The organism is Curtobacterium sp. MMLR14_010 (assembly GCF_001865015.1).
Taxonomy (GTDB): domain Bacteria; phylum Actinomycetota; class Actinomycetes; order Actinomycetales; family Microbacteriaceae; genus Curtobacterium.
This window is the reverse complement of sequence record NZ_MJGV01000035.1, coordinates 59,996-83,178: the sequence shown is the minus strand read 5'-3', so window position 1 is coordinate 83,178 and position 23,183 is coordinate 59,996. Positions and strand designations below refer to the sequence as shown.

The window sequence follows — 23,183 nt, the reverse complement described above, 5'->3', positions numbered from 1 at the left end:
AAGGATGCCGCCGAAGCAAGCGGAGTCTCAGTCGCCTACTACCTCGACGCGCTAGCGCGGTCGCTTGTTGCGGACAACGGCGCTATGCCGCTTGTTGAGGACCCTCGTCGGCTTAACCGAGTGGAGCTGCCCATCCCCGCCGCATAACGACAAAACCCCCGCCGAGGCGGGGGTTCGGGGCGAAGCCCCAAGTCATGTTTCTCACTACCTGGTCAGACGCCAATCAGGACAGGTCGTGAGCATCCGAGAGAAGAAGCCCGGTTGGAGCCGGGAGCCTTCTTCGTACCACCAAGGCAAGCCGCGGAGGTGACGCCATCGTAACGCACATTGCTGCGCCCAGCACGTACAAATCTGTCCGCGTGTCCACTCCGGATAGCGCCTGGGCACTGACTCGCTCGATCGCGCCTCGTCGGTACGTGAACCGTATGATCGCGGAGGCTGACGGGACGATCCGGTCGAACAGCTACCCGTCGAAGTTCCCGACTGCAGGGCACACTCCCCCGTCGACACCGTGGACGATCGACCTCACCGACCACGACGGACGGTTCTGGTTCGCCGCGTTCGACCTCGACGCGAAGACCCCCGAGGACTTCGACCAGGCGGCCGAGGACCTCGGCGTGCTGGTGCGCATCCTCCGCGACGCAGCGCTCCCCCACGTCGTGTGCCGGTCGAGCCCCACCGGCGGGTTCCACGTCTGGATGCCGCTTGCCGGCATCGACAAGGCCACGATGGTGCAGCTCGCCGGCGCCGCACGCGCCGTGCTGCCGTCCCTTGACCACGGGCTGCTCTGCAACGACCGCACGGGCGCCGTGCGCCCCCCGCTGACCCCGCACGCACGCGGTGGCGCGTCCGAGGTGATGGCCGGCGCCGACGACGTCGACGTGCTCCGCACCCCGACGGTCACCGCCGGCGACCTGCTCCGAGTCACCGCGGCGTTCCGCGAGCTCCGCCCGACCGTCGACCCCGCTGACTCCTCCCCCACCGGTCCCGTCGACGCCCGGCACCGGGTGCACCGGTCGCTGCCGGCGTGGGGTGAGGCGCACATGGCCACCGTTGCCGGCGGCCGTGACCCGTCGCGCACCGGTTACCTGTGCCTGCTTGCGGCTGCGGTGTCCGGGTGGACCCTTGCCGACGTCGACCACGCCGCGAAGACCGCTCCTGGCATGGAGCACTACCGCAGCCGCAACCGTCCCGCCGGCGGCCGTGAGCCCCGACTGCAGGCCGAGGCGGCTGCGCGCCTCGAGCGGCAGTGGGCGAAGGCGCAGGAGCGGGCTGTGCTGTACCGGTACGCGCCCGAGGAACGCGAACAGCGCGACCTGACCCAGCTGGCCGGCATCGTCGCCGTCGTCGAGGGCATGCTGCAGGCGTTCACCGCCTCCCCCGGCCGCTGGACCCGCACCGAGGCGGACCTGCACGACAGCACCGTCCTGACCTACCTCGCCTGGCTGTCCCTGCGCTCCGGCTCCTGCGACGTCGGCGCCGCGCTCCGGTCGGTGGCGATCGCGACGGGGATCCCCTCGAGCACCGTCGACCGCTCACTCCGCCGTCTCCACACGGCTGGATGGATCACCCGCCGGCGGCAGGCCGACGGTCCCAACGCAGCCGTCTGGCGGCTCACAGACCAGTTCTCCACATTCTTCGTACAAGTCGGGCCACTTCACGACGTGACCGCCCGCCCCCCGGCCGAGCTCTTCGACGTCAGAGTCACCCTCCTGGACGCTCTGGAAGACCGGCTCGACGCGGGAAGGCATGACGTGTTTACCCGCGCAGGACTGGGACCCACGGCACGCCGTGTCTACGAGAGCCTGACCACTGACGAGCACGCACCAGAGGTCGTCGCTGACCGCGCTGGACTCCCCCGCGGCCGTGCACAAGCAGCCCTCGCACGCATGCGCCGCTGGACACTAGCGATCGCCACACCCACTGGGTGGCGCCGGCGCTTCCATGACTTTCGAACGTACGTGGCCAAGCAGCTGGGCGTCGACGGGATCCTCCAGCGCCGTGAGCGGCAGTACCTCGACGAGCGGGACCTCTGGGCCTGGTGGCAGAACCACTTAATCCGCAAGGCCGGCAGACGCGGCCGCGACCGCACTCCCACCACGCAGGTCGTCATGTTCCGATCCGTCGACGACCACGGCGGCCCCGAGGCGTACCCGGCATACCCGTGCTCGAGCGACGGCCGGGCCGACCACCAAGAAGCCATGCGGTTCGTCCGACGCAGGATCATGCAGGAGCTACGAGACTTGGAGTTGGCAGCTTGAACGTATCAACTCCAAGTTAAAAACTACGAACTAACAGTTGCTACTTTTTAGGTCGGCCCGTAGGCTGTACTTGGCAGCTAACAACTAGGAGTTGCTAGTTAACAGTTTTGACCTGTCAAGTACGCTTTACTTAGGAGTTGCGAACTCCCAACTACGAACTTGCAGTAGCAAGTTGGAGGATCAGATGCGCATCGTTACTGTGCTCAACCAAAAGGGCGGCGTAGGCAAGAGCACTGTCGTCATGAACCTGGCAGCCATTGCCGCAAAGCACTCCCGTGTCTTGGTTGTCGACCTTGACCCGTCGCAGCGCACGCTCACTGACTGGGCTGAGACCGCCGACGAGCAGGGGATCGCACTGCCGTTCGACTTCACAGACGAGAACGATCCCGCAGTGCTTCGTCAGCTTCGCGCCGCCGACAGCTGGGACACGATCTTCGTAGACACGCCTGGCAACCTTGAACCCTCCGCGGCGGAGCGCATCGGCTTGGTGCTGGACTCGACCGACTTCGCGGTGCTGCCACTTGAGCCTCAGCCGGCGAGCATCCGTCCGTTGCTTCGGACGATCAAATCCCTCGTGGAGCCGAGAAGCATCCCGTATCGCGCTGTCATCAGCCGTGTGGGCCGCAACGAAGCGTCCTACGCGCGAAAGGATGACACTTTCACAGCACTCGATGGCGCCGAGATCCCGCATCTGAACACCTGGATCCGCGAGTACATCGCCCACTCGGATGCGCAAGGAACCGGCGAAGTCGTCACCAATTACGCGTCGACCCGCAACACGAGCCTCGCGGTGGACGACTTCATGTCAGCAGCGCTCGAGCTGACAACGATCTGGGCCAACGAAGGGAAGTAGTGATGGCACGCGCGAACCTAGCCGGCATCATCGGCAAGCAGGTAGAGATCGTTCCGATGGCGGACACGAAGGCACCGCCGAGGCCTGCGGCGCAGTCGACGTCGGCGCCCTCGATGGCCGACTCGGACGTGCCCAAGTGGCTCACGTTCGAGCCGAAGCCCACGCGCCAGCGCCGCGATCAACTCGACTGGGTTGAGGCAAAGCGCAAGGAGCTGAATGCGCTCCGGGGGCGCGCGGGGGAGCGGCTGACTGACAACACGTTGATCCGTGTCGCCATCGACCTTTTGATCGTGAACGGTGAGCGGCTGCAGGGCACCACCGAGGCTGAGCTGCGCGCGTCCCTGGGCATCAGCGACGACGCCCTGCCTGAATAAGTTTGCAGTTAGTAACTTGTAACTAGGATCCTTGAGCGTGGTTAGCTGCTGGTCTTCGCTGCGCTGTGGCTGCCTGTGTTGAGTTCGTTCTTCAAAGCGGCCGCCGCAGCTGGAATGCCGAGAGGTCTCGTGCCTCCGGCTTCCAGTCAGCCGGTCGCGACTCGAACTCGGCCAGGGATATGGGGCTGGGGTCGTTGCCTTGCACGAAGGCCATCAACGCTTTCTCCCGCATGAACACCGCTTCACGCGGAGTCGTCGTGGACACCCCGCTGTGCGCGGCGACCGCGACCAGCAGTACCCGTGCCGACGCGAGGACCGCGAACGTTGGCGCGCCGAACTGCTCCACTTCGCTCGACAGCTTCTCGTCCGTGAGCCCGTCCAGCACGCTCGGTAGGAACCACGCCTTCGAGTGAGTGCCACCGCTTCCCATGTTCCAGTGGTGCGCGTCGGCTTTGAGATACCGCTTGGCGGCGTCGGTGGCGTTGAACACGACGTTCTCGCGGTGGCCGTCGTAAGCCAGCGACGGTGTGGACCCCTTGTGGAGCGGAGTGAGCTCGACGCCGTACTTCACGAGCATGGCGCGGAAGCCTTCGACGCCCTCGCGAATCTCAGCGGCACGGTCACCGATGACCGAACGAGGGAATGCCGCGGAGTTGCGCTCCGACCCTTCGAAGGCATCGAGCTGCCGGGCGAGGATTCGGAGCATGGTCCGCGCCGGGGCTGCGTCAGCGTCATGGACGTAGCAAAGCGTCAGAACGGCCTCGATCAGCGCACGCTGAAGCGTCACAAGCGACGTCGATGCCACACCGGCTTCCATGACGAGCTGCATCGCATGTGCGTGTTCGTCGATCGCGGTCAGGAGGCGGGTGGCGTCCTCCAGTGACTCGTCGGCCATGAGTCGGAAGAATCCTGCGGTGTCTGGGTCGTCGATGCCGGCGACCCAGTGGATGAGCCGGCCACGGCCGGACGATTCCTCGCCTTCATCGCGATGCTCCACGACTTCGACAATGGCCGCGGCGACGTCTTCTCGAGTTCGTTTGAGTAGCCGGGCACAGTAGGCCGCTGGCGTGACTGCACTCATCGACTAAGCCTCGACGCGGGGGAGCGTGAGGTCGGGAGCCTCGGCGACCGGGTTCCGATCGAGCGCCCGATACACCGTTGCGCGTCCGATCCCGAACAGTTCGACGAGCTCGGCGATCGAGTGATCGCCGGCGCGGTGTAGCGCGACGAGGTGGCGTTCCTGTGCGGGGGAGAGCTTCGGCTTGCGCCCTTTGAGCTTGCCCCGCACCTTCGCCGTGGCCATCCCCTCGCGTGTCCGGGCCCGAATCAGATCCGACTCGAACTCCGCGACCATCCCGAGCACGTTGAAGAGCAGCCGTCCGACGGGATCGGTTGGGTCGTAGATCGATCCACCGAGGTTCAGCCGCACGCCGCGCTTCGTGAGCTCCTCGGCGATATCGGTCGCATCCCTGAGGGAGCGCGCCAGCCGGTCGAGCTTCGTGACCACGAGCGTGTCGCCCGGCCTGCAGGCCGCCAGCGCCGCTTTCAAGCCTGGGCGGTCCCGCCGGGTCCCGGTCATGCCTTTGTCCGAGAAGACACGTTCTGCCGGCACGCCGAGCGCTACGAGTGCGTCGGTCTGGGCGGTGAGGTCCTGGCCGTCGGTCGAGACGCGGGCGTAGCCAAGGGTCCATCCGGTGTCCATGCTTCGAGTCTCGCATAGGGCACCGTCACCGGAACCTTATTCGGACTATCTATCTGAGACGCGCTCTTCCCAGTGTCTTCGCGGGGTCGTGATGAAGGTCCGCTCGTCTCGGTAGCCGATCCGATGATGCAGGAAGAGTGGGCGCTGACCCGAGACAGCACCTAGCGAAGCAGGGACATGCTCATCCGCCGGTAGGTGTGTCGTCGGCCGCGGATCGCAATGCTGTACGCGACGATGTTCTCGGGAAGAGCGATGCCAAAAAATCCGCAGTCCCCAAGGTGGTGGATGTCGGTGCCGGTCATCTTTGCCATGAGCGCGATGCGGCGGATCGTGTCCTCATCTGCCCCTTCTTGCGATGTCCCCATCGCGGTCATGGTGAGTGCCCCGGCTGAGTGAACGACCTCTACCCACTCGCGGACGAGCGCTTCGTGGCAGCCAGGGACAGTACCTGGTGCGGGGAGCATGACGATGTCCGCGCCGGCTGCGACAAACGCCTTGAGGGCTTCGGCGTCGACGATGCGACTCCCGGCTTGCGAGACACTTCCGGCAGCGTGCATCCGTCCAGCGATGATCAGCAGGTCGGGGCCGGCGGCTGCCCGCGTCGCGACGACGGCGCGAGCGAGGGAGTCGTTGGTGACACCCATGCCAGGGTTACCGGTGAGGACGATCGCGTCGACGCCGAGGGCGACCGCTACCGCGACGTTCTCGATCGTGGCGAGCCGCCCTGAGGTGCCAGCGGGGCCACCGAAGTGGTCTTCGGTCATCAGGTCCGCGTCCGGATCGACTGGCTCCAGGTTGACGGCGATCAGTCGGCCGGTGAGCTTCTTGATCGTTCGAATGACCTCTGCAGGATCTGGTGTCTCGATGGCATCCACAGAGGGCTGGGTGACATCGAGCATGTTCAGAACGATGAGGTCGGCGCCCATCGCGGCTGCGACCTCGGGGTTGCTGACGTCTTGGACCGCCGCCATCGCTGTGGAGATGACCTCCGCAGCGAGCACGCGGCCTTCGCTGGCCGCGATGGAGGCGATGATCTGTTCCCGACCGTAGGAGGCTACTTCGCGAGCCGTTGTGTCGAGGAGGCGCTTGGTCATCGGGTTCCTTTCATGGAGAGCGGTCTCGCCAGGGCAAACCAGGCGGCATGAGCGTCTTGGTTCGCCAAGTCGGGCGGTTGCTCAGGCGATGCTGACTGCTGGTCCAGCGGCCGAGCCACGGCGGTGGTCATCAGGCGGAGAGTGAGAGCGAGCTCGCGGAGGCTCAGCGCACTTGGGCTAGCGCTTGCTTTCGTCCTTCGTCACGGCGAGTCGGAAGCTGTACCGATCGGCGCGGTAGATGTCGCGAGCGAACTCGATGAGCCGTCCTTGTCGTGAAGAGCTCACGCGTAGGACGCACAGTGCTGCTGATCCCGGTGGTACTTCGAGGAGCCGGCACTGTTCGTCGTCGAGTGCGGTCGCGGTGATCTCTTGTTCGGAGCGGATGACCTCGTGCCCGAGGTCAGCGAGTTGCGCGTACAGCGATTCGCCGAGGCGGAGCTGATCGAGGTCCAGCACCGTGGTCGGTAGGAAGACCTCTTCGATGGCGATCGGCTTGTTGTCCGCAAGTCGAAGCCGCCGGAGCACTGTGCAGGGGGACCCGACCGGCACCGCCAAGCGCCGTGCCACTTCTTCTTCCGCGTCGAGCGCATATGCGGCGAGGACGCGGGATGAGGCGGTGAATCCACGGCTGGCCATGTCTTCGGTGAAGGAGGTCAGCTTCGGCGCCTTGGAGAAGATGTCTCGGGAGCCGACGTAGGTTCCAGAGCCATGGATGTTGTACACCAGACCCTCGTCGATGAGTCGTGCGATTGCCGCGCGGACGGTCTGACGGCTGACGCTGTGCACCGTCATCAGGTCGCGTTCGGATGGGAGTGCGTCATGGGGGCGCAGCGACGACGCGATGGTGTCACGTATTGCTTGCGCGACCGCCTCGTACTTGTGCGCCATCCGTAAGATCCTCCTCGGCTTCACTTGCCCGTCACCAGACCAGCGAGCGGGATCCGACGAGCGCGTATCGGCTCCGGGTCTCTCATCGCTGCCCGGAACTACGTCAAGCGAGACCCTACTTCTGCTCGCAACCTCCGCAGTGCTCGTCACGAGACTTGCTGCCACTCCGGCTTGTTGGCGTACGTGTACCGGTAGTAGTCCGCGAGTCGCAGACCCGCGGCCGCTTCTTCGTCGACGATGACGGTCGCGTGCTCGTGCAGCTGCAGCGCACTGCCGGGCACGAACGAGGACAGCGGCCCCTCGATCGCGGCCGCGACCGCATCTGCCTTCGCCGAGCCCTGCGCGACGAGCACCAGGCGCTCGGCTTCGAGGATGGTGCCGAGCCCCTGGGTCATGCAGTGCGTCGGGACTTGGTCGGGGGAGTCGAAGAACCGGGCGTTGGCTTCGCGCGTGGACGGCGCGAGCGTCTTGATCCGGGTCCGGGAGGCGAACGAGGAGGTGGGCTCGTTGAACCCGATGTGCCCGTTCGTCCCGATGCCGAGGATCTGGACATCGATACCGCCGGCAGCGCGGATCGCGGCGTCGTATTCCTTGGCAGCGAAGGCGGGGATTGCCGCCCGGCCGTCCGGTACGCGCACGCGGTCGGGCGTGAAACCGAGCGGCTCCACGACATCTCGGGTGATCACGGATGCGTACGACTCGGGGTGCTCGAGGGGGATCCCGATGTATTCGTCCAATGCGAACCCGTAGGCGTTGGCGAAACTGACGTCGCCGGCGTTGACGCGGCGCCGGAGGTCTGTGTAGATGCCCTGTGGGCTGGAGCCGGTGGCGAGTCCGATGACCGCAGACGCTTTCTTGCGCATGACGGACACGACGGCCGCTGCCGCAGCACGGCCGACTTCCTCGGCCGTGGGCAGGATGATGACCTCCACGATCGTGTTCCTACGGCTCAATCGGGCGGATGCGGCCGACGTACTGCGCCTCGAACGCCTTGTTGACCGTGTCGCCGTCGGGGAGGTTCATCGACCGGTACACGGGCGGACGCTCTCCGGCGGCGATGTAGCGGCGGCAGATGCCCTCGGTGAGCAGCTGCACGATGATGACGCCGGCGAGGTTGGAGATCGCGCCGGTGCGTGTCCCGTCCTCGAGCTCGAGTGCTGCGTCCCCGGCAGGAGCGCCGGAGTCGATGACGACGTCTCCGAACTCGTAGAGCTTGCCGGAGGATGCACGCGTGTCGACTTGTGAGCTGTGCTGCAGGGAGGTAATGACGACCAGCTTGTGTCCGCGCTCTTTGACCAGCTTCGCCATCTCGACAACGGAGCCGTTGATGCCGGAGTTGGACACGATGAGGAAGGGATCCTCCGGCTTGGCCCCGATGAGGTCATAGACCGACTGCGCGAATCCAGGGTTCCGCTCGAGGGTCGGGTCGAGGAGCTCCTTGGGGTCCAAGTCGCCGTAGGTGGTGAGGTCGCTGATGCGAACCAGGTTCACCGGTAGGAGACCGCCGGCGCGTCCGCTCATCTCGTGCACGACGATCCGGGAGTGGCCAGTACCGAACGCCTGCAGGACCCCGCCGGCGAGCATCGAGTCGGCAATGAGATCCACGGCGTCATCCACGTTCGACAACTGCGTGCCGGCGAGACGGTCAAGAGTCTTCCGCGCCAGGGCCAGGTACTCGTACTCCATGCTGCTCCTCCATCTGTAGACCGCCATACGACGCCGACGGTTCGGCTGCAGTGCGGACAGAGTGGACCGTACCACTTTTCAGGCTTGTTACAAGTTTCAAACGGCATCCGAAGCGGCTTGACAGCACTGCAATTGAAATGGCATGGTGAGCCACCTCAACTGGTACAGACCACTTAGGAGATGTCGTGCCCGGGAAGATCGCTGAAGCTCTCACCCAGACCGCCCCACCCGAAGCAGCCGCTGGGTCGACAGGGTGCGGCCGTGCTGCCGCAACGTCGCCCACGTTCACCCCGATGACCGAGGGAACCCGATCATGAGCACACGCACCACCGAGAACTCCACCCTGGAAGCGGGAGCGATCACTCTTCCCGGCGTGCTCATGCAGGCGCTGACCCACATCGGACCAGCAGTCGGTCTGCTTTTCACGTTCCAGGCAATCGCCGCCGTCACCGGCGTCTCTGTCTCCGCAGCGCTCGGAGTCGGAGGCCTCGCGATGAGCCTCGTCGCGGTCTCCGTCATCCAACTGTCGAAGAAGCGCTCCTCGGCCGGCGGCTACTTCAGCTGGGTCAGCGAGATCATCGGCGCACGCACCGGATTCATGGTCGCCTGGGCGTTCCTGCTCTTTGAGCCGATCGGCGCCGGCATCAACCTGGCGTTCATGGGCGGCATCATCGAGAACATCCTCAAGAGCACCACCGGCTTCTACCTGCCCTGGTGGATCATTGCTCTCGTCGGCACCGCGTTGCTGACCGTGCTGTCGCTGTTCGGGCTGAAGCTCTCCATCGGTGTGGTCGTCGCGCTGGGCTCGTTCGAGGTCCTCGTCGGACTGGCACTTGCCTTGACCGGGCTGCTGCACCCGGGCAACGGCGGCTTCAACTTCGAGCCCTTCCTGCCCACCCACGCAGTCAGCTTCAACGGCTTGTTCCTCGGGGTGGTCTTCTCAATCTTCACCTTCGCCGGATTCGAGTCGGTCGCACCATTGGCGGAGGAAAGCGCCAACCCGGCGAAGACTCTCCCGCGAGCGGTCATCCTCTCCCTCGTCATCGCGATCGCGTTCTTCCTCTTCGTCGGCTGGGGCGTCCTGGTCGGCTGGGGCACCAACGACGTCGCCGGATTCGTCGCCAACGGCGCCCCCGTGCTGGAGCTCGCACAACGCCTCTGGGGCGGCTGGTGGGTTCTTGTCTTGATCGCATTCATCAACTCGGTCATCGGCATCGGCATCGCTGTGCAGAGTGCGTCCAGCCGCGTGCTGTTCGGCATGGCCCGAGCCGGTGTTCTGCCAAAGCCCCTCGCGGTGGTGCACTCCAAGCGCCGCACCCCCACCAACGCCGTGCTCCTGCAGTCGTTCGTGACCCTGATCGTTGCAATCGGCGGCGGCTTCCTCCTCGGAACGCAGGGCGTCTTCGCCTTCGCCGGCATCGTCACCGTGATCCTGATCATCGTCGTCTACATCAGCGGCAACGTCGCAGTGTGGAAGCTCTACCGGACGAGCTACCCGAACGAGTTCAGCGTCCTCAAGCACCTGATCATCCCGATCGCGTCGAGCCTGCTGCTGCTCTACGTCGGCTACAAGACCCTCTTCCCGCTCCCTACCGGCACCAACGCCTGGGCGCCAATCGTCGCCATCGTGTGGCTGATCATCGGCGGAGTCATCGTCGCCGTCCTCTCCGCACGAGGACACCTCGGCACACTGCAGGCCGCCGGGGATGCCATGACCGGCGCGACGCCGGCGCTGGATGACGACACCACACTCGGAACTCGGCACTGAACCGTCCCCGGGGTGCCGCTTACCCTCAGGGCACGGCACCCCGGGACCACCGACGCCGCCCACAACACTGCCGAACAGCCCTTCCGCGCCCGGTAGAACAAGAAACAGAACCACACCATGAACTCGACTCAGCAACAGCTCCTCAGTACGCTCCGCGGCGGCCTCATCGTGTCGTGTCAAGCAAACCCCGGCGAGGCGTTCTACAGCCCAGCCTCGATGGTGAAGTTCGCAAGTTCCGCCCATGCTGGCGGGGCAGTCGGCCTCCGCATCGAAGGCCTGAACGACATCTCCCACATCCACCAGAAGATCTCGCTGCCGCAGATCGGTCTGTGGAAGACGGACGACACCGAAAACGTCTTCATCACTCCCACCGTCGCCCACGCCCTCGCTGTGGCCAATGCCGGCGCGCAGATCGTCGCGCTCGATGGCACCCGACGGCCCCGACCTGATGGGCTGACGCTGCGTGAGACCATCCAGACAATCCACGACCGCACCGGCGCGCTCGTAATGGCCGACGCCGCGACTGTCGCCGATGGCGAAGCCGCCGCGGAGGCCGGCGCCGACATGATCAGCACCGCCCTGTCGGGCTACACCGCCGACACCCGCCAGCAGCACGATGGCCCGGACTTCGAACTCGTCCGTAGCCTCGCATCCAGCGTCGACGTTCCCGTGTTCGCGGAGGGACGCCTCCGAACCCCGGAACACGCAGCGGAGGCGATTCAGCAGGGGGCGTATGCCGTCGTCATCGGCGCAGCGATCACCGACCCGACAGCGATCAGCGGCTGGTTCGTCAACGCCATCACCGCTGTAGCAACAGGCAACGCATCAGCGACCGAACCGGCGGCCGGACGATGACCCGAATCCTCGCGGTTGACGGCGGACAGTCAACCACCCGCATCCGGCACTCAGAGCTGGACCGAACTGTGGAAGTCGAGGGCGTCGGCCGCCTCGAAGGCGACCTGGTGATGACTACCGCGAACGCGATCATCGAAGGATGGCGCCTCGCCGACTGCCCCGAGACCGACCGCGTCATGCTCGGCCTCACCACCGCCCCTCCGGATGCTGAACGAGCAGATGCGATCTGCCGGCTCGTGGGTCAAGCCACCGGCGCACAGGACGTCTGGCTCGCGGACGACTCCGTCACAGCGCACTACGGCGCACTCTCCGGATCGACCGGCGTGGCCCTGGTTCCGGGTACCGGCGTCGCCTGCCTTGCACTGCCCGCGACCGGTGAACCCCGCCTCTTCGACGGCAACGGCTATCTTCTCGGCTGCCTTGGTTCCGCGTTCTGGATCGGCCAGACCGCCGTCGCGACAGTCCTGCGGCGGCACGACGGCATCGGCCCCGCCACCGACCTGGAACTCGCTGCCGAGCGCCGCTACGGCCCCATCCCGCACCTTCGGGAGCAGATCCTCGCCGAAGCACGACCAGTCAACGCCGTAGCGCAATTCGCTCGGGACGTCCTCGCGATCGCAGCAGAAGGTGATCTCGTCGCCGAGGAAATCCTGCGAACCGCCGCCGACGAGCTCTCCGCCACCGCCGCAGCAGCCACCACCTGGATCGGGGAAGACCACGTCAACGTCGCCGTCGGTGGCAACTTGCTTGCCCCAGGAACAGTCCTCCGGCGCTTCTTCGATGCGGACCTCCGCCGGAAATCACCCAGGACGATCCTTCGAACCGCTGACGCATCCGGGCTCGCCGGAGCGATGAATCTCGGCCGCGACGGAGCCGCCGAGCGCTACGGCTCCCTCGTCCACCACTGGCGCAAACCGGCGTGAACTGACCTCAACAAGCGAGCGAACCACGCCACTCTCACATACCTGTCAGCCGACGCCTTCGGGGGCGTCGGCTGGCAGCCGTATCCCTAGTTCACCCCGCTTACCGCTCACCGTTCGAGCGGCGACCGACCGGTAGGTACCCGCATGAGCTCACGCCACGTTGCGCGCAAAGACCAAGCGCGAACGCTTCTCAAGGCCAGCCGAGCCGTCGATGCCAGCGGCACGACGACCGACCCCTGGATACTCATCGCCGGCGACCGAATCGAAGCCACCGGAACCGGACAGTTCGTCCCCTTCGCCCACACCGTGGTCGACCTCGGCGACGCGACACTCACCCCGGGCTTCATCGACTTGCACAGCCACGGGGGAGCCGGCGAGTCCTACGACGCCGACATGTCATCGGGCAGCTCCGCCCTCGCAATGCATCGCTCCCGCGGGACCACCCGATCCGTGCTCAGCCTGGTAAGCGCACCGATCGACGCCCTCGAGCAATCACTCAGTCAGATTCGGGCCCTCATGCTCGACGACGAGCTCATCCTCGGCGCGCACCTCGAGGGCCCCTTCTTGGCTGCCGACAACCGCGGTGCACACGACCCGCAGCACCTACGTGCACCTACACCTGATCTCGTCGACCGACTCATCGATGCCGGAGAAGGAGTCCTCAAGCAGGTGACCATCGCACCCGAGCTCGAGGGTGCCCTGGAAGCGATCCGATCCTTTGCCGAGCACGGTATTGCGGTGGCCGTCGGGCACACGCAAGCCGACTACGCGCTCACCACGGCGGCGTTCGATGTCGGGGCGCGCATCCTGACCCACGCCTTCAACGCCATGCCCGGCATCCACCACCGTCGCCCGGGGCCGATCATGGCCGCCGCCAGCGACCCACGCATCACGCTCGAGCTCGTCCTCGACGCCGTGCACGTCCACCCAACCGTGGCGGGCGGGCTGTTCCGGCTCGCACCAGGCCGCATTGCCCTCATCACTGACGCCATGGCGGCTGCCGGCGCTCCCGACGGGTCGTATGAGCTCGGCTCACTCGATGTCAAGGTCGTAGGTGGCGTTGCTCGACTTGTGGGCTCCGACACCATCGCTGGGTCAACACTCACCCAAGACCAGGCGCTCCGCATGGCCGTTACCGCCGCTGGTCTCGACTTTTCCACCGCGGTAGGTGCTCTCACCAACGTTCCGGCGAGGACCCTTGGCTTGGAAAGTGAAATCGGTCTACTTAAGTCAGGATTCACCGCAGACATCGTTGTGCTGTCTCCCACTCTGCAGGTACAGCACGTCTGGGCACGGGGGTGCCGGCTGTCCTGAGACGACGTTCGTGCTGCCCGTTAGCCGGTCGGCTATCGAGACGTGCTCTGGGTGGGACAGGTTGGGCGATGGTGAGTTCGCCGTGCGGGCAGATCGTTGTCGTCATGAACGCACAACAGCACGCAGCCCCGCGAGTGGCTCTGGTCACCGGCGGGAACAAGGGCATCGGGTTGGAAACGGCACGGCGCCTCGTCGCCAAGGGTGCGACGGTGTACCTCGCAGCTCGCGACGCCGACCGTGGCGCAGCCGCAGCGGCCGAGGTCGGCGCCCGCTTCGTCCAGCTCGACTCTCGCGACGACGCGTCCGTGGATGCCGCGGTGGCGACGGTCACCGCAGAGCAGGGGCACCTGGATGTCCTGGTCAACAACGCCGGCATCACAGGTCCCCTCCGCGATGCCCACGATTACACCGCCGACGACCTCTCCGAGGTGCTCGAGACCAACGTCGTCGGGTACGTCCGGGTGTTCCACGCGTTCCTACCCCTGCTGGAGCAGTCTGCCGACCCGTGCGTGGTCAACGTGAGCAGCGGCATCGGCTCGTTTGGGCTGTTCCACGACCCGGAGCGCATCGAGGCGACCGCGGGGACGCCGCTCTATGGGGCGTCGAAGGCAGCGATCAACATGCTGACCGTTCGGTACGCACGCCTGCTCCCGGGGATGCGGATCAACGTCGCCGATCCGGGGATGACGGCCACGGACCTCAGCGGCGGTCGGGGTCACTCCGTCACGGACGGCACCGACGCGATCCTGCACCTCATCACCGACAGCACCGAGACCGGCGCCTACCGCGACCGCGACGGCGACCTGCCCTGGTGACCTTGCACCATCCAGACCAGCACCACCTTCTTTCTCCCACCTTTCGAAAGGACCCACTCATGTACCTCGTTATTGGAGCCACCGGCAACGTCGGCAGCGAAGTCGTCAACCAGCTCATCTCCCGCGGCCAGGACGTCCGCGCTCTCGTTCGCAGTGAGGACCGCGCTTCCGCGCTGCCCGCCGGTGTCTCCTACGCCGTCGGTGACCTCGACGACACCGCCAGCCTGACCGCCGCCGCCCAGGGCGCCGAGGGGGTCTTCTTCATGCAGCTCGCGCCCTCCACCGAGCAGGCGCAGGGCTTCATCGACGCCGTCCAGGCCGCCGGCGTCGGCAAGGTCGTCCTGCTGTCCTCGCTCGGGACGCTCCTGCACCCGGCGCCGACGATCGGGCAGCTCATCGCCGCCCGCGACGCGGTGTTCCGCTCCTCGACACTCGACGTGACGTACCTCTACGCCTCGGGGCTCATGTCGAACGCAACCTGGTGGGCTGAAACGATCCGCTCGTCGAAGCAGGTCGTGGACGCCACCGAACCGGGCAAGATCGGTGTCGTCGACCCGTTCGACATCGGCCGCGTCGCGGCGATCGCCCTGTCGGAGGCCGGCCACGCCGGTAAGGGGTACCTCCTGACGGGCCCGGAGGCCCTGTCGCCGAGCGAGATGACGGCCACCCTGTCCAACGTCCTCGGCGCCGAGCTCGCCTTCGTCGCTTCCACACCCGAAGCGGAAGCGGACAAGGCGCTGGCGAAGGGGACGCCGGAGTTCATGGCCCGAGCTCGGCAGAACCTCGATGAACTCTTCCGAGCCGGCCGAGCTGGCGTCATCACCGACGACGTGCAGAACCTCACAGGCCAGCCGGCGACGCCGTTCCGCACGTGGGCCGTGAAGCACGCGGATCTGTTCGCCTGAGATCCGGTGACGACAAAGCGCCCCTCCATGAGGAGGGGCGCTTCGTCGTTTCTCGAACGGGAGGCGGACTGACGTGGTTGTGGGCGCTTGCGGTCAGTGGCCGGCGGCCAGGGGCTGTAGCCCGACGACGTGCAGCAGGTCGAGTTTCTGCCGTGCGTCGGTGGCCTCGACGGGGAAGAACGCGATCACTTGCAGGCCGTTCTCCGGGGTGAGCATCACTTCGCAGTTCAGGTCGATGAGCCCGACTTCGGGGTGCGCGATGCGCTTGTGGGCGAAGCGTCGACCGCCGACGTCGTGCTCCTGCCACAGCTGACGGAACTCCGCACTGCCAGCGATCAGTTCCTCGACGAACGCGACCACATCAGCATCACCACCACGGCGAGATGTCGTCGTACGCAGGTCGCGGACGTGCGCTGCAGAGTGAGCAGCCCAGTCTTCGGCGGGGAACCGGTTGCGCACCTGCGAGTCGGTGAACCAGGCCCGGATGAGGTTGGCAGGCCGATCGCGGCGGAGCGCTGAGGTGCCGGCGAGGTCACCGAGCACGACCGTGGCCAGGGTGTTCTGGTGCAGCACATCGCCGAGGTCGTTGCAGATCAGGGTCGGGATGTCAGGAAGACGGTCGAGCATTTGCAGCAGACCTGGACGGATGTGCCGGGAGGGTCCGGCTACCGGAGGCGCGAAGCCCGCGAGACGAAATAGGTGATCCCGGTGGTCATCATCTAGTCGCAGCGCTCGGGCGAGGCCCGCGATGACGGACTCGGACGGGTTCGCGCCGCGATGCTGCTCGAGGCGGGCGTAGTAGTCGGAGGAGATCCCTGCCTGCAGCGCGACCTCGTCACGGCGCAGGCCCGTGGCCCGGCGGCGCATGCCACCCGGCAGGCCGAGGTCCGCCGGGGTCAGCGCTTCCCGACGTCGGCGGAGGAAGTCAGCCAGGGCGATGCGATCGATCATCCCGTCATTGTCCCCTCCTGAGGATCCTCAGCCAGGAACAACGTGTACGCGTACAACCTGTCCCTGGTTGACGTCTCGGGACGCTTCCACACTGAGGTCATGCCCGCAGACGCCCCCACCAATCGTTCATCCCGCACGATCCGCACGATCCTCATCACCGGGGGTACCAGCGGTATCGGTCTCGCCGCAGCCAAGAGCGTGCTGCAGTCCGAGGGCCCCTGGCACGTCATCGTCGCGAACCGCGACGCCACCCGCGCCCAGTCCGCCGTCGACGAACTCCGCAAAGCCGCTCGCACGGGGAACACGGTTGAATCGCTGTCGGTCGACCTCGCGTCGCTCGCTGCCGTCCGCAGCTTCGCCGCGGACCTCGTCTCCCGCGCCGCGGCCGGGACGCTGCCGCCGTTCCACGCGGTCGTGTGCAACGCTGGCGTCCAGGCTGGCGCGTCGATGACGACGACGGAGGACGGGTTCGAGTCGTCGTTCGGCGTCAACCACCTGGCACACTTCCTCCTCGTGGAAGAGCTCCGCCCCGTTTTGGCTGCTCCGGCACGAGTCGTCGTCGTCGCCAGCGACACCCACGACCCGGCCATGAAGGCCGGCGTCCCCGTGCCGGCATGGAGCACCGCACGGGAACTCGCGCACGGCACCCTCGGTCCGCTCAGCAGCAAGGACGGCGCCTTCGTCGCCGGTCAGCGCCGCTACAGCACCTCGAAACTGGCCAACGTCTTCTACACCTACGAACTCGACCGACGGCTACCCGACGGTGTCACCGCGAACGCGTTCAACCCGGGCCTGGTTCCCGGGACCGGGCTGCAGCGCTCCGCGCCAGCGCCGGTGCGGATCATCGCCAAGCACATCCTTCCCCGGATGACCTGGCTCGTCCGGCGCGTGATGACGCCCAACGTGCACACCGCCGAGGAGTCCGGCTCGGCTCTCGCCTACCTCGCCACCGATCCGGGGCTCAACGCGACGACGGGCACCTACTTCGACGGTCGCACCCCGATCCCGTCGTCGGAGGAGTCCTACGACACCGCGAAGGCGGAGGAGCTGTGGACGACGAGCGAAGCACTTGTCCAAGCATGACTGCCGTCACTTCGAGTAGAGAGCCGCGCACCCATGCAAGGTGACTTTGAAGCGATTGCAGATTCAGCGCTGTCACCGTCGGAGATTTGGGAGTACCTCATCGACGCCCGGTCGTGGCCCCGGTGGGGCACTGTCGATGAGTTGGTCATCGCGCAGTCGGCCGGGTTATCTCCTGACGGTCATGACAAAGTCGGTGCTGTTCGTGCGTTCCGTACAGGGAAAATCACGACCAGTGAACGCATCATCGAACTGCGCCCCGGACGTTTGTTTGTCTACGGTGACGCCGTGAACCCGGTGATGAGCGACTACCGAGCGGAGATTCAGCTCTCACCCGTCGCTAACGGGGGGACGCTCATCACGTGGTCCGGCCGGTACACGACGCCGTTCCCAACAGGCTTATTCCTCCGACCGTTCCTTCGCCGGACGATGCGGAAGATGGTGCACGGTCTCGCTGCTGCACCTCACCGGTGACCTGCTGCAGGGGTAGTGACAGCGGCGACTAGGACGTGAAACCGTCCGGTCCTGACCGGCGGACGGGAAGCGGTCAAGCGTCATGGCTCCGTTTGGAGGGCGTCGAGAATGAGCGCTGCGAGGCGGCGCGCGGCGATCCCACGCCTCGATGCGTCTAACGAGCTGAGTCCTCGGGCAGCGACCAGCGCCAGGATCACATCGTCGGTTGTGAAGTCAGCGCGAAGACTCCGTCGACTCTTTGCCTGTTGCGAGAGGTCCTGAAGCATAGCGATGAGCTGTCGACGATGCTGCGAGACTGCTCCGCTTCCCTCAGACGTCGTAGCGATCGCATCGACGAATGCATGGTTACCGGCGTTGCGCACGATCAGCTCGCTGATGACGAAGCGGAGGCCCTGCCACGGGTCGGGATTCTCCTGGCCGCGCTCGACGATGGTCCGGCAGGCTGCCAGCTCGTCAGCGAACACATCGTCGACGAGCGCTTGTCGGGTTGGAAACCGTCGATACAGGGTTGCCGGCCCCACGCCCGCCTGACGAGCAATCTCCCGCATCCCGACGTCCGTCCCGTGATCGGCGAAGAGCTGCCGGGCTGCCGCGCGGATACGGTCCCGGTTGTCCTGGGCGTCGGCGCGCAGCTTCTGAGCCATTAGGCACTCCGTTCATCTCACTTGGCGGTAGTGGACGCAGGCGTCCACTACCGTCCTGACGGTACGCCCACCCACGACGATCAGGAGAACCGATGCGCGCTATGACGATCCGAGAGTTCGGTGCACCGAGCGGGATGGAGTTGGTCGACCTACCCGCGCCGAAGCCGGAATCCGATCAGGTTGTCATCCGCACTGATGCCATGGGAATCGGGGGCGTCGACGCAGTGATCCGACGCGGAACACTCGGCGGCGGGTACCCGTCAGGGATGGTCCTTGGAAGCGAGGTCGCGGGGACAATCGTCGAGGTCGGTGCGGACGTCGACCGGAACCACATCGGCCAGAGGGTCTGGGCCTTCACTGGTACGTCCGGCGGCTATGCCGAGCTTGCCGTCGCCCGCTTCGGCGATGTCGTTGTCCTTCCGAATGGAATCTCCTCGGTTGATGCGGTCGCGTTGGGTAGTGCTGCAACGGTCGCGCACTTCGCGCTCGCGCATGCCCACGCACGTCGCGGTGACAGGGTCCTCGTGCGCGGAGCTGCAGGCAGCATCGGGATCGCGGCCGTAGAACTCGCTACCCAACTCGGAGCTGCGGCTGTCGCCGTCACGACCTCATCGTCGGACCGCGGCCGCCGACTGCAGCAGTTCGGCGCAACTCACATCCTCGACCGAGCAGGGGACGGTGACGCATCTGCGCCAACCGAGTTCGACGTGATCGTGGACATCGCAGGGGGGCCCGCTGTCCCCGACTTCATCGACCGCCTCGCGCCCAACGGCCGGATGGTGCTCGTCGGCGCCGTGTCCGGATTCCCGCCCGCAGACTTCGGGATGAGGCTGATGCAGTCGTTCCAGAAGTCACGATCCGTCGCGACATTCAGTCTCGCCTCGATCGACCCTACCGAGCGTGATGCGGCGCGCTTGGCGAGCTTCGAGGCGGCCGTGCGCGGGGAGCTGCACCCGGTCATCGACGCCGTCATGCCGCTTGCGGAAGCAGCGACTGCGCACCAACGGATGGATGACGGCGACGTCTTCGGCCGAATCGTTCTCCGCCCTTAATCATCCAAGCGATGTGGTGAGCCGTCCGGTTGCCTATCGTCTGTTGAGACTGCTCGGGCTGTGTTCCCAATGTCGGTTGCCGTGGATACGATCACTGACATGTCTTACTGCACTGCGCCCGTTCGGGGTCACCGGTCCTCAGCAGCTGCAGCTGCATGCCCGTCTTGTGGACGGCGCGGACGGTACAGCTACTCGCCGCCACGCCCGTATTCGCCCTTCCCGACACCGGCCGCTCAGGTGCGGAGCAGCGCCGGTACCAGTCGCGGTGGCAGCGGCAGCGGCAGTAGCAGTGGCGGGGGAGGGAGCCGGCGTACGGCCCGGCCGTCTTGGCAGCCGAGTACGTCTTCCGTCTCGTACACGGCGCAGGAAGTGCGCGACCTCGAGTCAGTCCGTGCAGCAGTTGTGACGCGCACGCAGGTGCACGACGTATTTCTCTGCCACGCGTGGCCGGATCGCCAGGCGGACGCGACGGACCTCTACGACTTGCTCCGCGGCGAGGAGGTGTCGGTCTGGTTCAGCGAGGTCACACTGAAGCTCGGCACCGACATGCGGGTGGCCATCGACAAGGGGCTTGCGACCTCGCGCATCGGAATCGTGCTCGTGACGCCGGCGATGCTCGACAAGCTTCGAACCGACCGCAGCGTGGCAAGCAGTGAACTCAGCGCACTGCTGCGCCGGAGCCTGTTGGTGCCTGTACTGCATGGTGTGTCCTTCGAGGAGTTGGACCAGGTGAGCCCGATGCTCGCTTCCCGCGGCGGGCTGAGTACGAAGGAAGACTCGTTGGCGGTCATCGCGGAGAAAATTGCCGAGCTTGTCGGTGAGCTCAACGGCGAAGAAGCTGACGCACTGAGCTCGGCTTCAGCCGGCTAAGGGGAAGTAGCCATGGATGAGTTCGAGGCGCTCGCTGTCGCCAGCGCAATTTCGGGGGCCGCACCCTTCCTCACGACGACGGTCGGGCGCATCGAGCACGACGACGAGAACCAGCGCAACGTAATGGTCGAGCTCGACGACAGCAGCGCGCTTCTCGTGCAGAAGGAGGTTCGCTGGTCTGTTTCGGTCGTCAGTGTCACCACCGGGCGCATCGAGCCGCAGTACGTCTTTGAGTCCACGTTGGCCCCGACCGACACGGACGGGGTCGCCCGAGAGGTCCTCAAGCTAGCGCGGCGGTTTTACTTCGGCGACTTCGGCTTGGTGAGTGGAGTCGCCGACCCGTTCGGCCGACGCGACCAGCTCGAGACCGCGATCAAGGGCCTCGAGGGGGTCTAGTTGTCGCCGTCGTCGGAAGTGTCCTCGAGCTCTTCGACCTCGACGAAGGCAGCCTGAAGCTGCTCGATATCGCCGGCTTCGATCACGATCCAGTCGACGCCCTCGAGCGGGGCAGCGTCGTCACTGTCGGAGGGTTTGTACTGAGGCTGTGTCAGCACGATCGCGCGATGAGGGTGCGGGTCGGGGTCTGCGTCGAACTCGTAGAGCTCACCACTGACCCAGGCGCCGGATTTCAGGATCACGGCCACCTGCACGACTGTGTTGTCGGGTGCAGCATCGAAGAGCTTCTTCCACGCTGAGGTGTCCCGGGGGATCGCGGACTTCCAGATACGGCGCAGACCGTGTGTATCTGCCCACTGTGAGCCAAGGAAGTAGCCCAGCAGGGTTGCGAGGCCAGCTGTGCCGATGGCGATGAAGACGGAGGCCGGCACGTTGTTCTGCACCCAGCCGAGATCTCCGCTGAGGACCTCGCCGAGTCGCGAGCGGAGCGTGCCCCACCAGATTGAGACAAACGCGACGGCGGCTGCGATGATCGCATCACAGACAGCGCTCACGAACACTAACGCTGCGGTCTCCCGCAGTACCGACCGCTTGACCGCCGGCTGGTGGCCCTCCCGGGCGAAGATGAAGGCAACCCCGGGGAACAGGGCGAAGACGTAGAAGGCAACCCCCAGCGCACTTGTAGGCATCGGACCCCTCTCCCGGTGATAATGCTAGGAGGAGGCGCAGCATGGCGAAGACAGCGAAGGGTACGTACCGGAAGTCCGCGGCGAGCTCGCGGCTCACTGAACGTGGCATGCAGGCTGCTCGAGTGCAGTACCGCCCTGCAACGCGGACGTCCACGTCCCAGATTCAGCCGCCGTCGACGCCGAAGCAGCAGGCAAAGTGACGGACGAGGCACGGAAGCCGGATGGGCAGTTCGGCATTCAGCCAGCCAACGTGCAGCGCCCGCCAGTCGTGCGACCGCCCTCGTCGCAGATCAAGCCACCGAAGCAGGCCAAGTAGCGGCCAGCTAGCGCGTGCAATGGGGAGGGGCGGAATCGCCCCTCCCCGTTGAGTCACCGCATGAAGCGCCCCGTACAGAAGCCTGACGGCTACGAGCGCTGCGGGTCGTGCGGCGCACTGGTTCGGGTCGTCATCGTGGATGGGGTCGCCCGTGGGTTCGAGCGGCACAAGGTGCCATCGAGCCATCTCCGGTGCGAGAACGGAACGCAGCCCGTTGCGAAGCCGAAGAAGAAGCCGCGACGGTCACACAAGGGGAAGTCTGTCCGAGCTTTGGGCGGCGGGCTGCCGGGACTCGGCAAAGACAACTAGGAACCTGAGCAGGGGAGAGGGACATGGTCGCGGAGAGCGATGTGCGCGAGATGGCTGCGCGGGCGCGCCTGGTGTTGTCAGACGATGAGTTCGCCGGCATCGTCCGGTTGGTGAACGAGACCGGCAACCTCGCACCTGAGTCAGCGGTCGTCGAGCGGTTCAAATCGGGATCGCTGACCCCCGGGATGCTGACGTTCTTCCTACCGAGGATGTGGCGTTATCGGCTCGGTCATTCCCCCGTTCCGATCGAGGTGTGGCGAGCGATGTTCGAGTGCGCCGAGTACACCGAGGACATGGTCGTGCAGCGACCACGGCGGGGAACGCGGGTGGCGTACCGGGGCGCGACGGAGGCGAACCGAGAGGGCTTGTCGTGGACCCTCGACGTCGAGCAGGCTCGGTACTTCGCCCGTGACCGCCAGGCCCCAGGCGACCACTCGGCAACCGTGTGGGTCGCCCGTATCCCGAGCGATCGCGTGTACGCGCGGTACATGGACGGGTTCGAGAAGGAGCTCACCGTCGACGCGCGCGGCTTGAACGTCCGCTCGCTCGAGGAGTGGCGCTCCGACGAGGTTCCGCTGTGGCGTCGCCTGAGCGGCCTGAGCGGCCTGACGCGAGTCTGACGTGGGCCGCTGCGCGGCTGCGCCCTGTCTTCGCTGCGCTACGCAGGCCATCGGAGGGGTCGTGGTCACGTAGTCGACGTCATCTGCCGCCGCTCGAGGTGGCTGGGTTTCGACAGGGTGGCACGTCGGTCCGCGGGTACGCTCACGCCTCGTGGACGAAGAGCTCGAGGCGCTGCGGTGGCTCACCGTCGATGAGCTCGCGGCCGCGCGCCGTCGTGCGATCAAGGAGCTGAATCTGCTCGACCGCTCCGCGGCCGACTACCCAGTGACCGAGGCGGCGCTGCAGCGCACTTTGAGCCTGGTCGGTCAGGTGCAGGACGACCGGCGCCGGCGGCCGTGACCGG

At 66.1% G+C, this 23,183-nt stretch carries 25 protein-coding genes; 16 read left to right on the top strand and 9 right to left on the bottom strand.

The annotated features are described in order from the left end of the window. Positions 1-416 precede the first annotated feature (416 nt). The 3 genes from BIU98_RS08170 to BIU98_RS08160 all read left to right on the top strand — a co-directional run bounded on the left by BIU98_RS08170 (position 417) and on the right by BIU98_RS08160 (position 3,488). Positions 417-2,261, top strand: coding sequence for a hypothetical protein (locus BIU98_RS08170; protein WP_217635682.1), 1,845 nt, complete (start codon positions 417-419; stop codon positions 2,259-2,261). A 184-nt stretch (positions 2,262-2,445) separates the two neighbouring features. Next, entirely contained in the window at positions 2,446-3,114 is a 669-nt protein-coding gene (locus BIU98_RS08165; RefSeq protein WP_071274574.1) for a ParA family protein, read from the top strand. Positions 3,115-3,116: 2 nt separating this feature from the next. Then, a complete protein-coding gene (locus BIU98_RS08160; protein WP_139200633.1) occupies positions 3,117-3,488 on the top strand; it encodes a hypothetical protein in 372 nt (123 codons plus the stop codon). Between the two features lie 91 nt (positions 3,489-3,579). Here the strand turns inward: BIU98_RS08160 and BIU98_RS08155 are convergent, their stop codons facing one another. The 6 genes from BIU98_RS08155 to BIU98_RS08130 all read right to left on the bottom strand — a co-directional run bounded on the left by BIU98_RS08155 (position 3,580) and on the right by BIU98_RS08130 (position 8,858). Continuing rightward, positions 3,580-4,569 carry a hypothetical protein gene (locus tag BIU98_RS08155; protein WP_139200632.1) on the bottom strand — a complete coding sequence of 330 codons (990 nt, stop codon included), beginning with the start codon at positions 4,567-4,569 and terminating at the stop codon, positions 3,580-3,582. A gap of 3 nt (positions 4,570-4,572) precedes the next feature. After that, on the bottom strand, positions 4,573-5,190 hold the full coding sequence (locus tag BIU98_RS08150) for a recombinase family protein (protein ID WP_071274563.1): 618 nt from the start codon (positions 5,188-5,190) through the stop codon (positions 4,573-4,575). Between the two features lie 161 nt (positions 5,191-5,351). Then, entirely contained in the window at positions 5,352-6,284 is a 933-nt protein-coding gene (locus tag BIU98_RS08145; RefSeq protein ID WP_071274558.1) for a PEP phosphonomutase, read from the bottom strand. Between the two features lie 177 nt (positions 6,285-6,461). Further along, positions 6,462-7,172 carry a GntR family transcriptional regulator gene (locus BIU98_RS08140; protein ID WP_071274555.1) on the bottom strand — a complete coding sequence of 237 codons (711 nt, stop codon included), beginning with the start codon at positions 7,170-7,172 and terminating at the stop codon, positions 6,462-6,464. 146 nt (positions 7,173-7,318) lie between these two features. Further along, positions 7,319-8,104 (bottom strand): glucosamine-6-phosphate deaminase, encoded by a 786-nt coding sequence (gene nagB, locus BIU98_RS08135; protein ID WP_175481319.1) that lies wholly within the window; start codon positions 8,102-8,104, stop codon positions 7,319-7,321. 10 nt (positions 8,105-8,114) lie between these two features. Next, the gene (locus BIU98_RS08130; protein WP_071274552.1) at positions 8,115-8,858 is read right to left on the bottom strand and encodes a sugar isomerase domain-containing protein; all 744 of its coding nucleotides are present in this window, start codon (positions 8,856-8,858) and stop codon (positions 8,115-8,117) included. A 313-nt stretch (positions 8,859-9,171) separates the two neighbouring features. Here BIU98_RS08130 and BIU98_RS08125 point away from each other — a divergent pair, with 313 nt between their 5' ends. From BIU98_RS08125 to BIU98_RS08100, 6 genes are all read left to right on the top strand, one after another. Next, complete coding sequence (locus BIU98_RS08125) at positions 9,172-10,626, top strand: APC family permease (RefSeq protein ID WP_071274549.1); 1,455 nt, start codon at positions 9,172-9,174, stop codon at positions 10,624-10,626. 117 nt (positions 10,627-10,743) lie between these two features. Then, on the top strand, positions 10,744-11,481 hold the full coding sequence (locus BIU98_RS08120) for an N-acetylmannosamine-6-phosphate 2-epimerase (protein WP_071274546.1): 738 nt from the start codon (positions 10,744-10,746) through the stop codon (positions 11,479-11,481). Beyond that, positions 11,478-12,404 carry an N-acetylglucosamine kinase gene (locus BIU98_RS08115; protein WP_071274543.1) on the top strand — a complete coding sequence of 309 codons (927 nt, stop codon included), beginning with the start codon at positions 11,478-11,480 and terminating at the stop codon, positions 12,402-12,404. The genes BIU98_RS08120 and BIU98_RS08115 overlap by 4 nt, the downstream gene beginning before the upstream one ends. 144 nt (positions 12,405-12,548) lie before the next feature. Beyond that, positions 12,549-13,718: an N-acetylglucosamine-6-phosphate deacetylase gene (gene nagA / locus BIU98_RS08110; protein WP_071274540.1), complete on the top strand. Its 1,170-nt coding sequence runs from the start codon at positions 12,549-12,551 to the stop codon at positions 13,716-13,718. 104 nt (positions 13,719-13,822) lie between these two features. Further along, on the top strand, positions 13,823-14,533 hold the full coding sequence (locus tag BIU98_RS08105; RefSeq protein WP_071274537.1) for an SDR family NAD(P)-dependent oxidoreductase: 711 nt from the start codon (positions 13,823-13,825) through the stop codon (positions 14,531-14,533). Positions 14,534-14,592: 59 nt separating this feature from the next. Then, a complete protein-coding gene (locus BIU98_RS08100; RefSeq protein WP_071274534.1) occupies positions 14,593-15,438 on the top strand; it encodes an NAD(P)H-binding protein in 846 nt (281 codons plus the stop codon). Positions 15,439-15,531: 93 nt separating this feature from the next. On the opposite strand, the gene BIU98_RS08095 is transcribed toward BIU98_RS08100, so the two are convergent. Beyond that, positions 15,532-16,389, bottom strand: coding sequence for a helix-turn-helix transcriptional regulator (locus tag BIU98_RS08095; RefSeq protein WP_071274531.1), 858 nt, complete (start codon positions 16,387-16,389; stop codon positions 15,532-15,534). A 99-nt stretch (positions 16,390-16,488) separates the two neighbouring features. Between BIU98_RS08095 and BIU98_RS08090 the strand changes: the two genes are divergently transcribed. After that, positions 16,489-17,472, top strand: coding sequence for an SDR family NAD(P)-dependent oxidoreductase (locus BIU98_RS08090; protein ID WP_083393102.1), 984 nt, complete (start codon positions 16,489-16,491; stop codon positions 17,470-17,472). 33 nt (positions 17,473-17,505) lie between these two features. Further along, positions 17,506-17,943, top strand: coding sequence for an SRPBCC family protein (locus BIU98_RS20050; RefSeq protein WP_083393100.1), 438 nt, complete (start codon positions 17,506-17,508; stop codon positions 17,941-17,943). An 80-nt stretch (positions 17,944-18,023) separates the two neighbouring features. Here BIU98_RS20050 and BIU98_RS08085 read toward each other — a convergent pair whose 3' ends face one another. After that, positions 18,024-18,587: a TetR/AcrR family transcriptional regulator gene (locus tag BIU98_RS08085; protein ID WP_071274528.1), complete on the bottom strand. Its 564-nt coding sequence runs from the start codon at positions 18,585-18,587 to the stop codon at positions 18,024-18,026. 101 nt (positions 18,588-18,688) lie between these two features. Between BIU98_RS08085 and BIU98_RS08080 the strand changes: the two genes are divergently transcribed. From BIU98_RS08080 to BIU98_RS08070, 3 genes are all read left to right on the top strand, one after another. Next, positions 18,689-19,639: a zinc-binding dehydrogenase gene (locus BIU98_RS08080; RefSeq protein ID WP_254787826.1), complete on the top strand. Its 951-nt coding sequence runs from the start codon at positions 18,689-18,691 to the stop codon at positions 19,637-19,639. A gap of 369 nt (positions 19,640-20,008) precedes the next feature. After that, the gene (locus BIU98_RS19700) at positions 20,009-20,509 is read left to right on the top strand and encodes a toll/interleukin-1 receptor domain-containing protein (RefSeq protein ID WP_217635681.1); all 501 of its coding nucleotides are present in this window, start codon (positions 20,009-20,011) and stop codon (positions 20,507-20,509) included. A gap of 12 nt (positions 20,510-20,521) precedes the next feature. Beyond that, a complete protein-coding gene (locus tag BIU98_RS08070; protein WP_071274522.1) occupies positions 20,522-20,905 on the top strand; it encodes a hypothetical protein in 384 nt (127 codons plus the stop codon). On the opposite strand, the gene BIU98_RS08065 is transcribed toward BIU98_RS08070, so the two are convergent. Then, positions 20,902-21,594, bottom strand: a complete 693-nt coding sequence (locus BIU98_RS08065) for a DUF6338 family protein (protein WP_071274519.1) — start codon at positions 21,592-21,594, stop codon at positions 20,902-20,904. The two genes, BIU98_RS08070 and BIU98_RS08065, sit on opposite strands and share 4 nt — an antisense overlap. Positions 21,595-22,242: 648 nt before the next feature. On the opposite strand from BIU98_RS08065, the gene BIU98_RS08060 reads away from it, so the two are divergent. Continuing rightward, positions 22,243-22,839, top strand: coding sequence for a hypothetical protein (locus BIU98_RS08060; RefSeq protein ID WP_071274516.1), 597 nt, complete (start codon positions 22,243-22,245; stop codon positions 22,837-22,839). Between the two features lie 151 nt (positions 22,840-22,990). Beyond that, complete coding sequence (locus BIU98_RS08055; RefSeq protein WP_071274513.1) at positions 22,991-23,179, top strand: hypothetical protein; 189 nt, start codon at positions 22,991-22,993, stop codon at positions 23,177-23,179. Positions 23,180-23,183: the final 4 nt, after the last annotated feature.

What these genes read in the sequence shown, in the direction of transcription:
- BIU98_RS08145 (WP_071274558.1), bottom strand. Translation starts at nt 6,284, where the DNA reads ATGACCAAGCGCCTCCTCGACACAACGGCTCGCGAAGTAGCCTCCTAC.
- BIU98_RS08130 (WP_071274552.1), bottom strand. Translation starts at nt 8,858, where the DNA reads ATGGAGTACGAGTACCTGGCCCTGGCGCGGAAGACTCTTGACCGTCTC.
- BIU98_RS08120 (WP_071274546.1), top strand. Translation starts at nt 10,744, where the DNA reads ATGAACTCGACTCAGCAACAGCTCCTCAGTACGCTCCGCGGCGGCCTC.
- BIU98_RS08105 (WP_071274537.1), top strand. Translation starts at nt 13,823, where the DNA reads ATGAACGCACAACAGCACGCAGCCCCGCGAGTGGCTCTGGTCACCGGC.
- BIU98_RS08115 (WP_071274543.1), top strand. Translation starts at nt 11,478, where the DNA reads ATGACCCGAATCCTCGCGGTTGACGGCGGACAGTCAACCACCCGCATC.
- BIU98_RS08060 (WP_071274516.1), top strand. Translation starts at nt 22,243, where the DNA reads ATGGTCGCGGAGAGCGATGTGCGCGAGATGGCTGCGCGGGCGCGCCTG.
- BIU98_RS08140 (WP_071274555.1), bottom strand. Translation starts at nt 7,172, where the DNA reads ATGGCGCACAAGTACGAGGCGGTCGCGCAAGCAATACGTGACACCATC.
- BIU98_RS08080 (WP_254787826.1), top strand. Translation starts at nt 18,689, where the DNA reads ATGACGATCCGAGAGTTCGGTGCACCGAGCGGGATGGAGTTGGTCGAC.
- BIU98_RS08090 (WP_083393102.1), top strand. Translation starts at nt 16,489, where the DNA reads ATGCCCGCAGACGCCCCCACCAATCGTTCATCCCGCACGATCCGCACG.
- BIU98_RS08165 (WP_071274574.1), top strand. Translation starts at nt 2,446, where the DNA reads ATGCGCATCGTTACTGTGCTCAACCAAAAGGGCGGCGTAGGCAAGAGC.
- BIU98_RS08150 (WP_071274563.1), bottom strand. Translation starts at nt 5,190, where the DNA reads ATGGACACCGGATGGACCCTTGGCTACGCCCGCGTCTCGACCGACGGC.
- BIU98_RS08125 (WP_071274549.1), top strand. Translation starts at nt 9,172, where the DNA reads ATGAGCACACGCACCACCGAGAACTCCACCCTGGAAGCGGGAGCGATC.
- BIU98_RS20050 (WP_083393100.1), top strand. Translation starts at nt 17,506, where the DNA reads ATGCAAGGTGACTTTGAAGCGATTGCAGATTCAGCGCTGTCACCGTCG.
- BIU98_RS08100 (WP_071274534.1), top strand. Translation starts at nt 14,593, where the DNA reads ATGTACCTCGTTATTGGAGCCACCGGCAACGTCGGCAGCGAAGTCGTC.
- BIU98_RS08085 (WP_071274528.1), bottom strand. Translation starts at nt 18,587, where the DNA reads ATGGCTCAGAAGCTGCGCGCCGACGCCCAGGACAACCGGGACCGTATC.
- BIU98_RS08160 (WP_139200633.1), top strand. Translation starts at nt 3,117, where the DNA reads ATGGCACGCGCGAACCTAGCCGGCATCATCGGCAAGCAGGTAGAGATC.
- nagA (WP_071274540.1), top strand. Translation starts at nt 12,549, where the DNA reads ATGAGCTCACGCCACGTTGCGCGCAAAGACCAAGCGCGAACGCTTCTC.
- BIU98_RS08155 (WP_139200632.1), bottom strand. Translation starts at nt 4,569, where the DNA reads ATGAGTGCAGTCACGCCAGCGGCCTACTGTGCCCGGCTACTCAAACGA.
- BIU98_RS08095 (WP_071274531.1), bottom strand. Translation starts at nt 16,389, where the DNA reads ATGATCGATCGCATCGCCCTGGCTGACTTCCTCCGCCGACGTCGGGAA.
- BIU98_RS08065 (WP_071274519.1), bottom strand. Translation starts at nt 21,594, where the DNA reads ATGCCTACAAGTGCGCTGGGGGTTGCCTTCTACGTCTTCGCCCTGTTC.
- BIU98_RS08070 (WP_071274522.1), top strand. Translation starts at nt 20,522, where the DNA reads ATGGATGAGTTCGAGGCGCTCGCTGTCGCCAGCGCAATTTCGGGGGCC.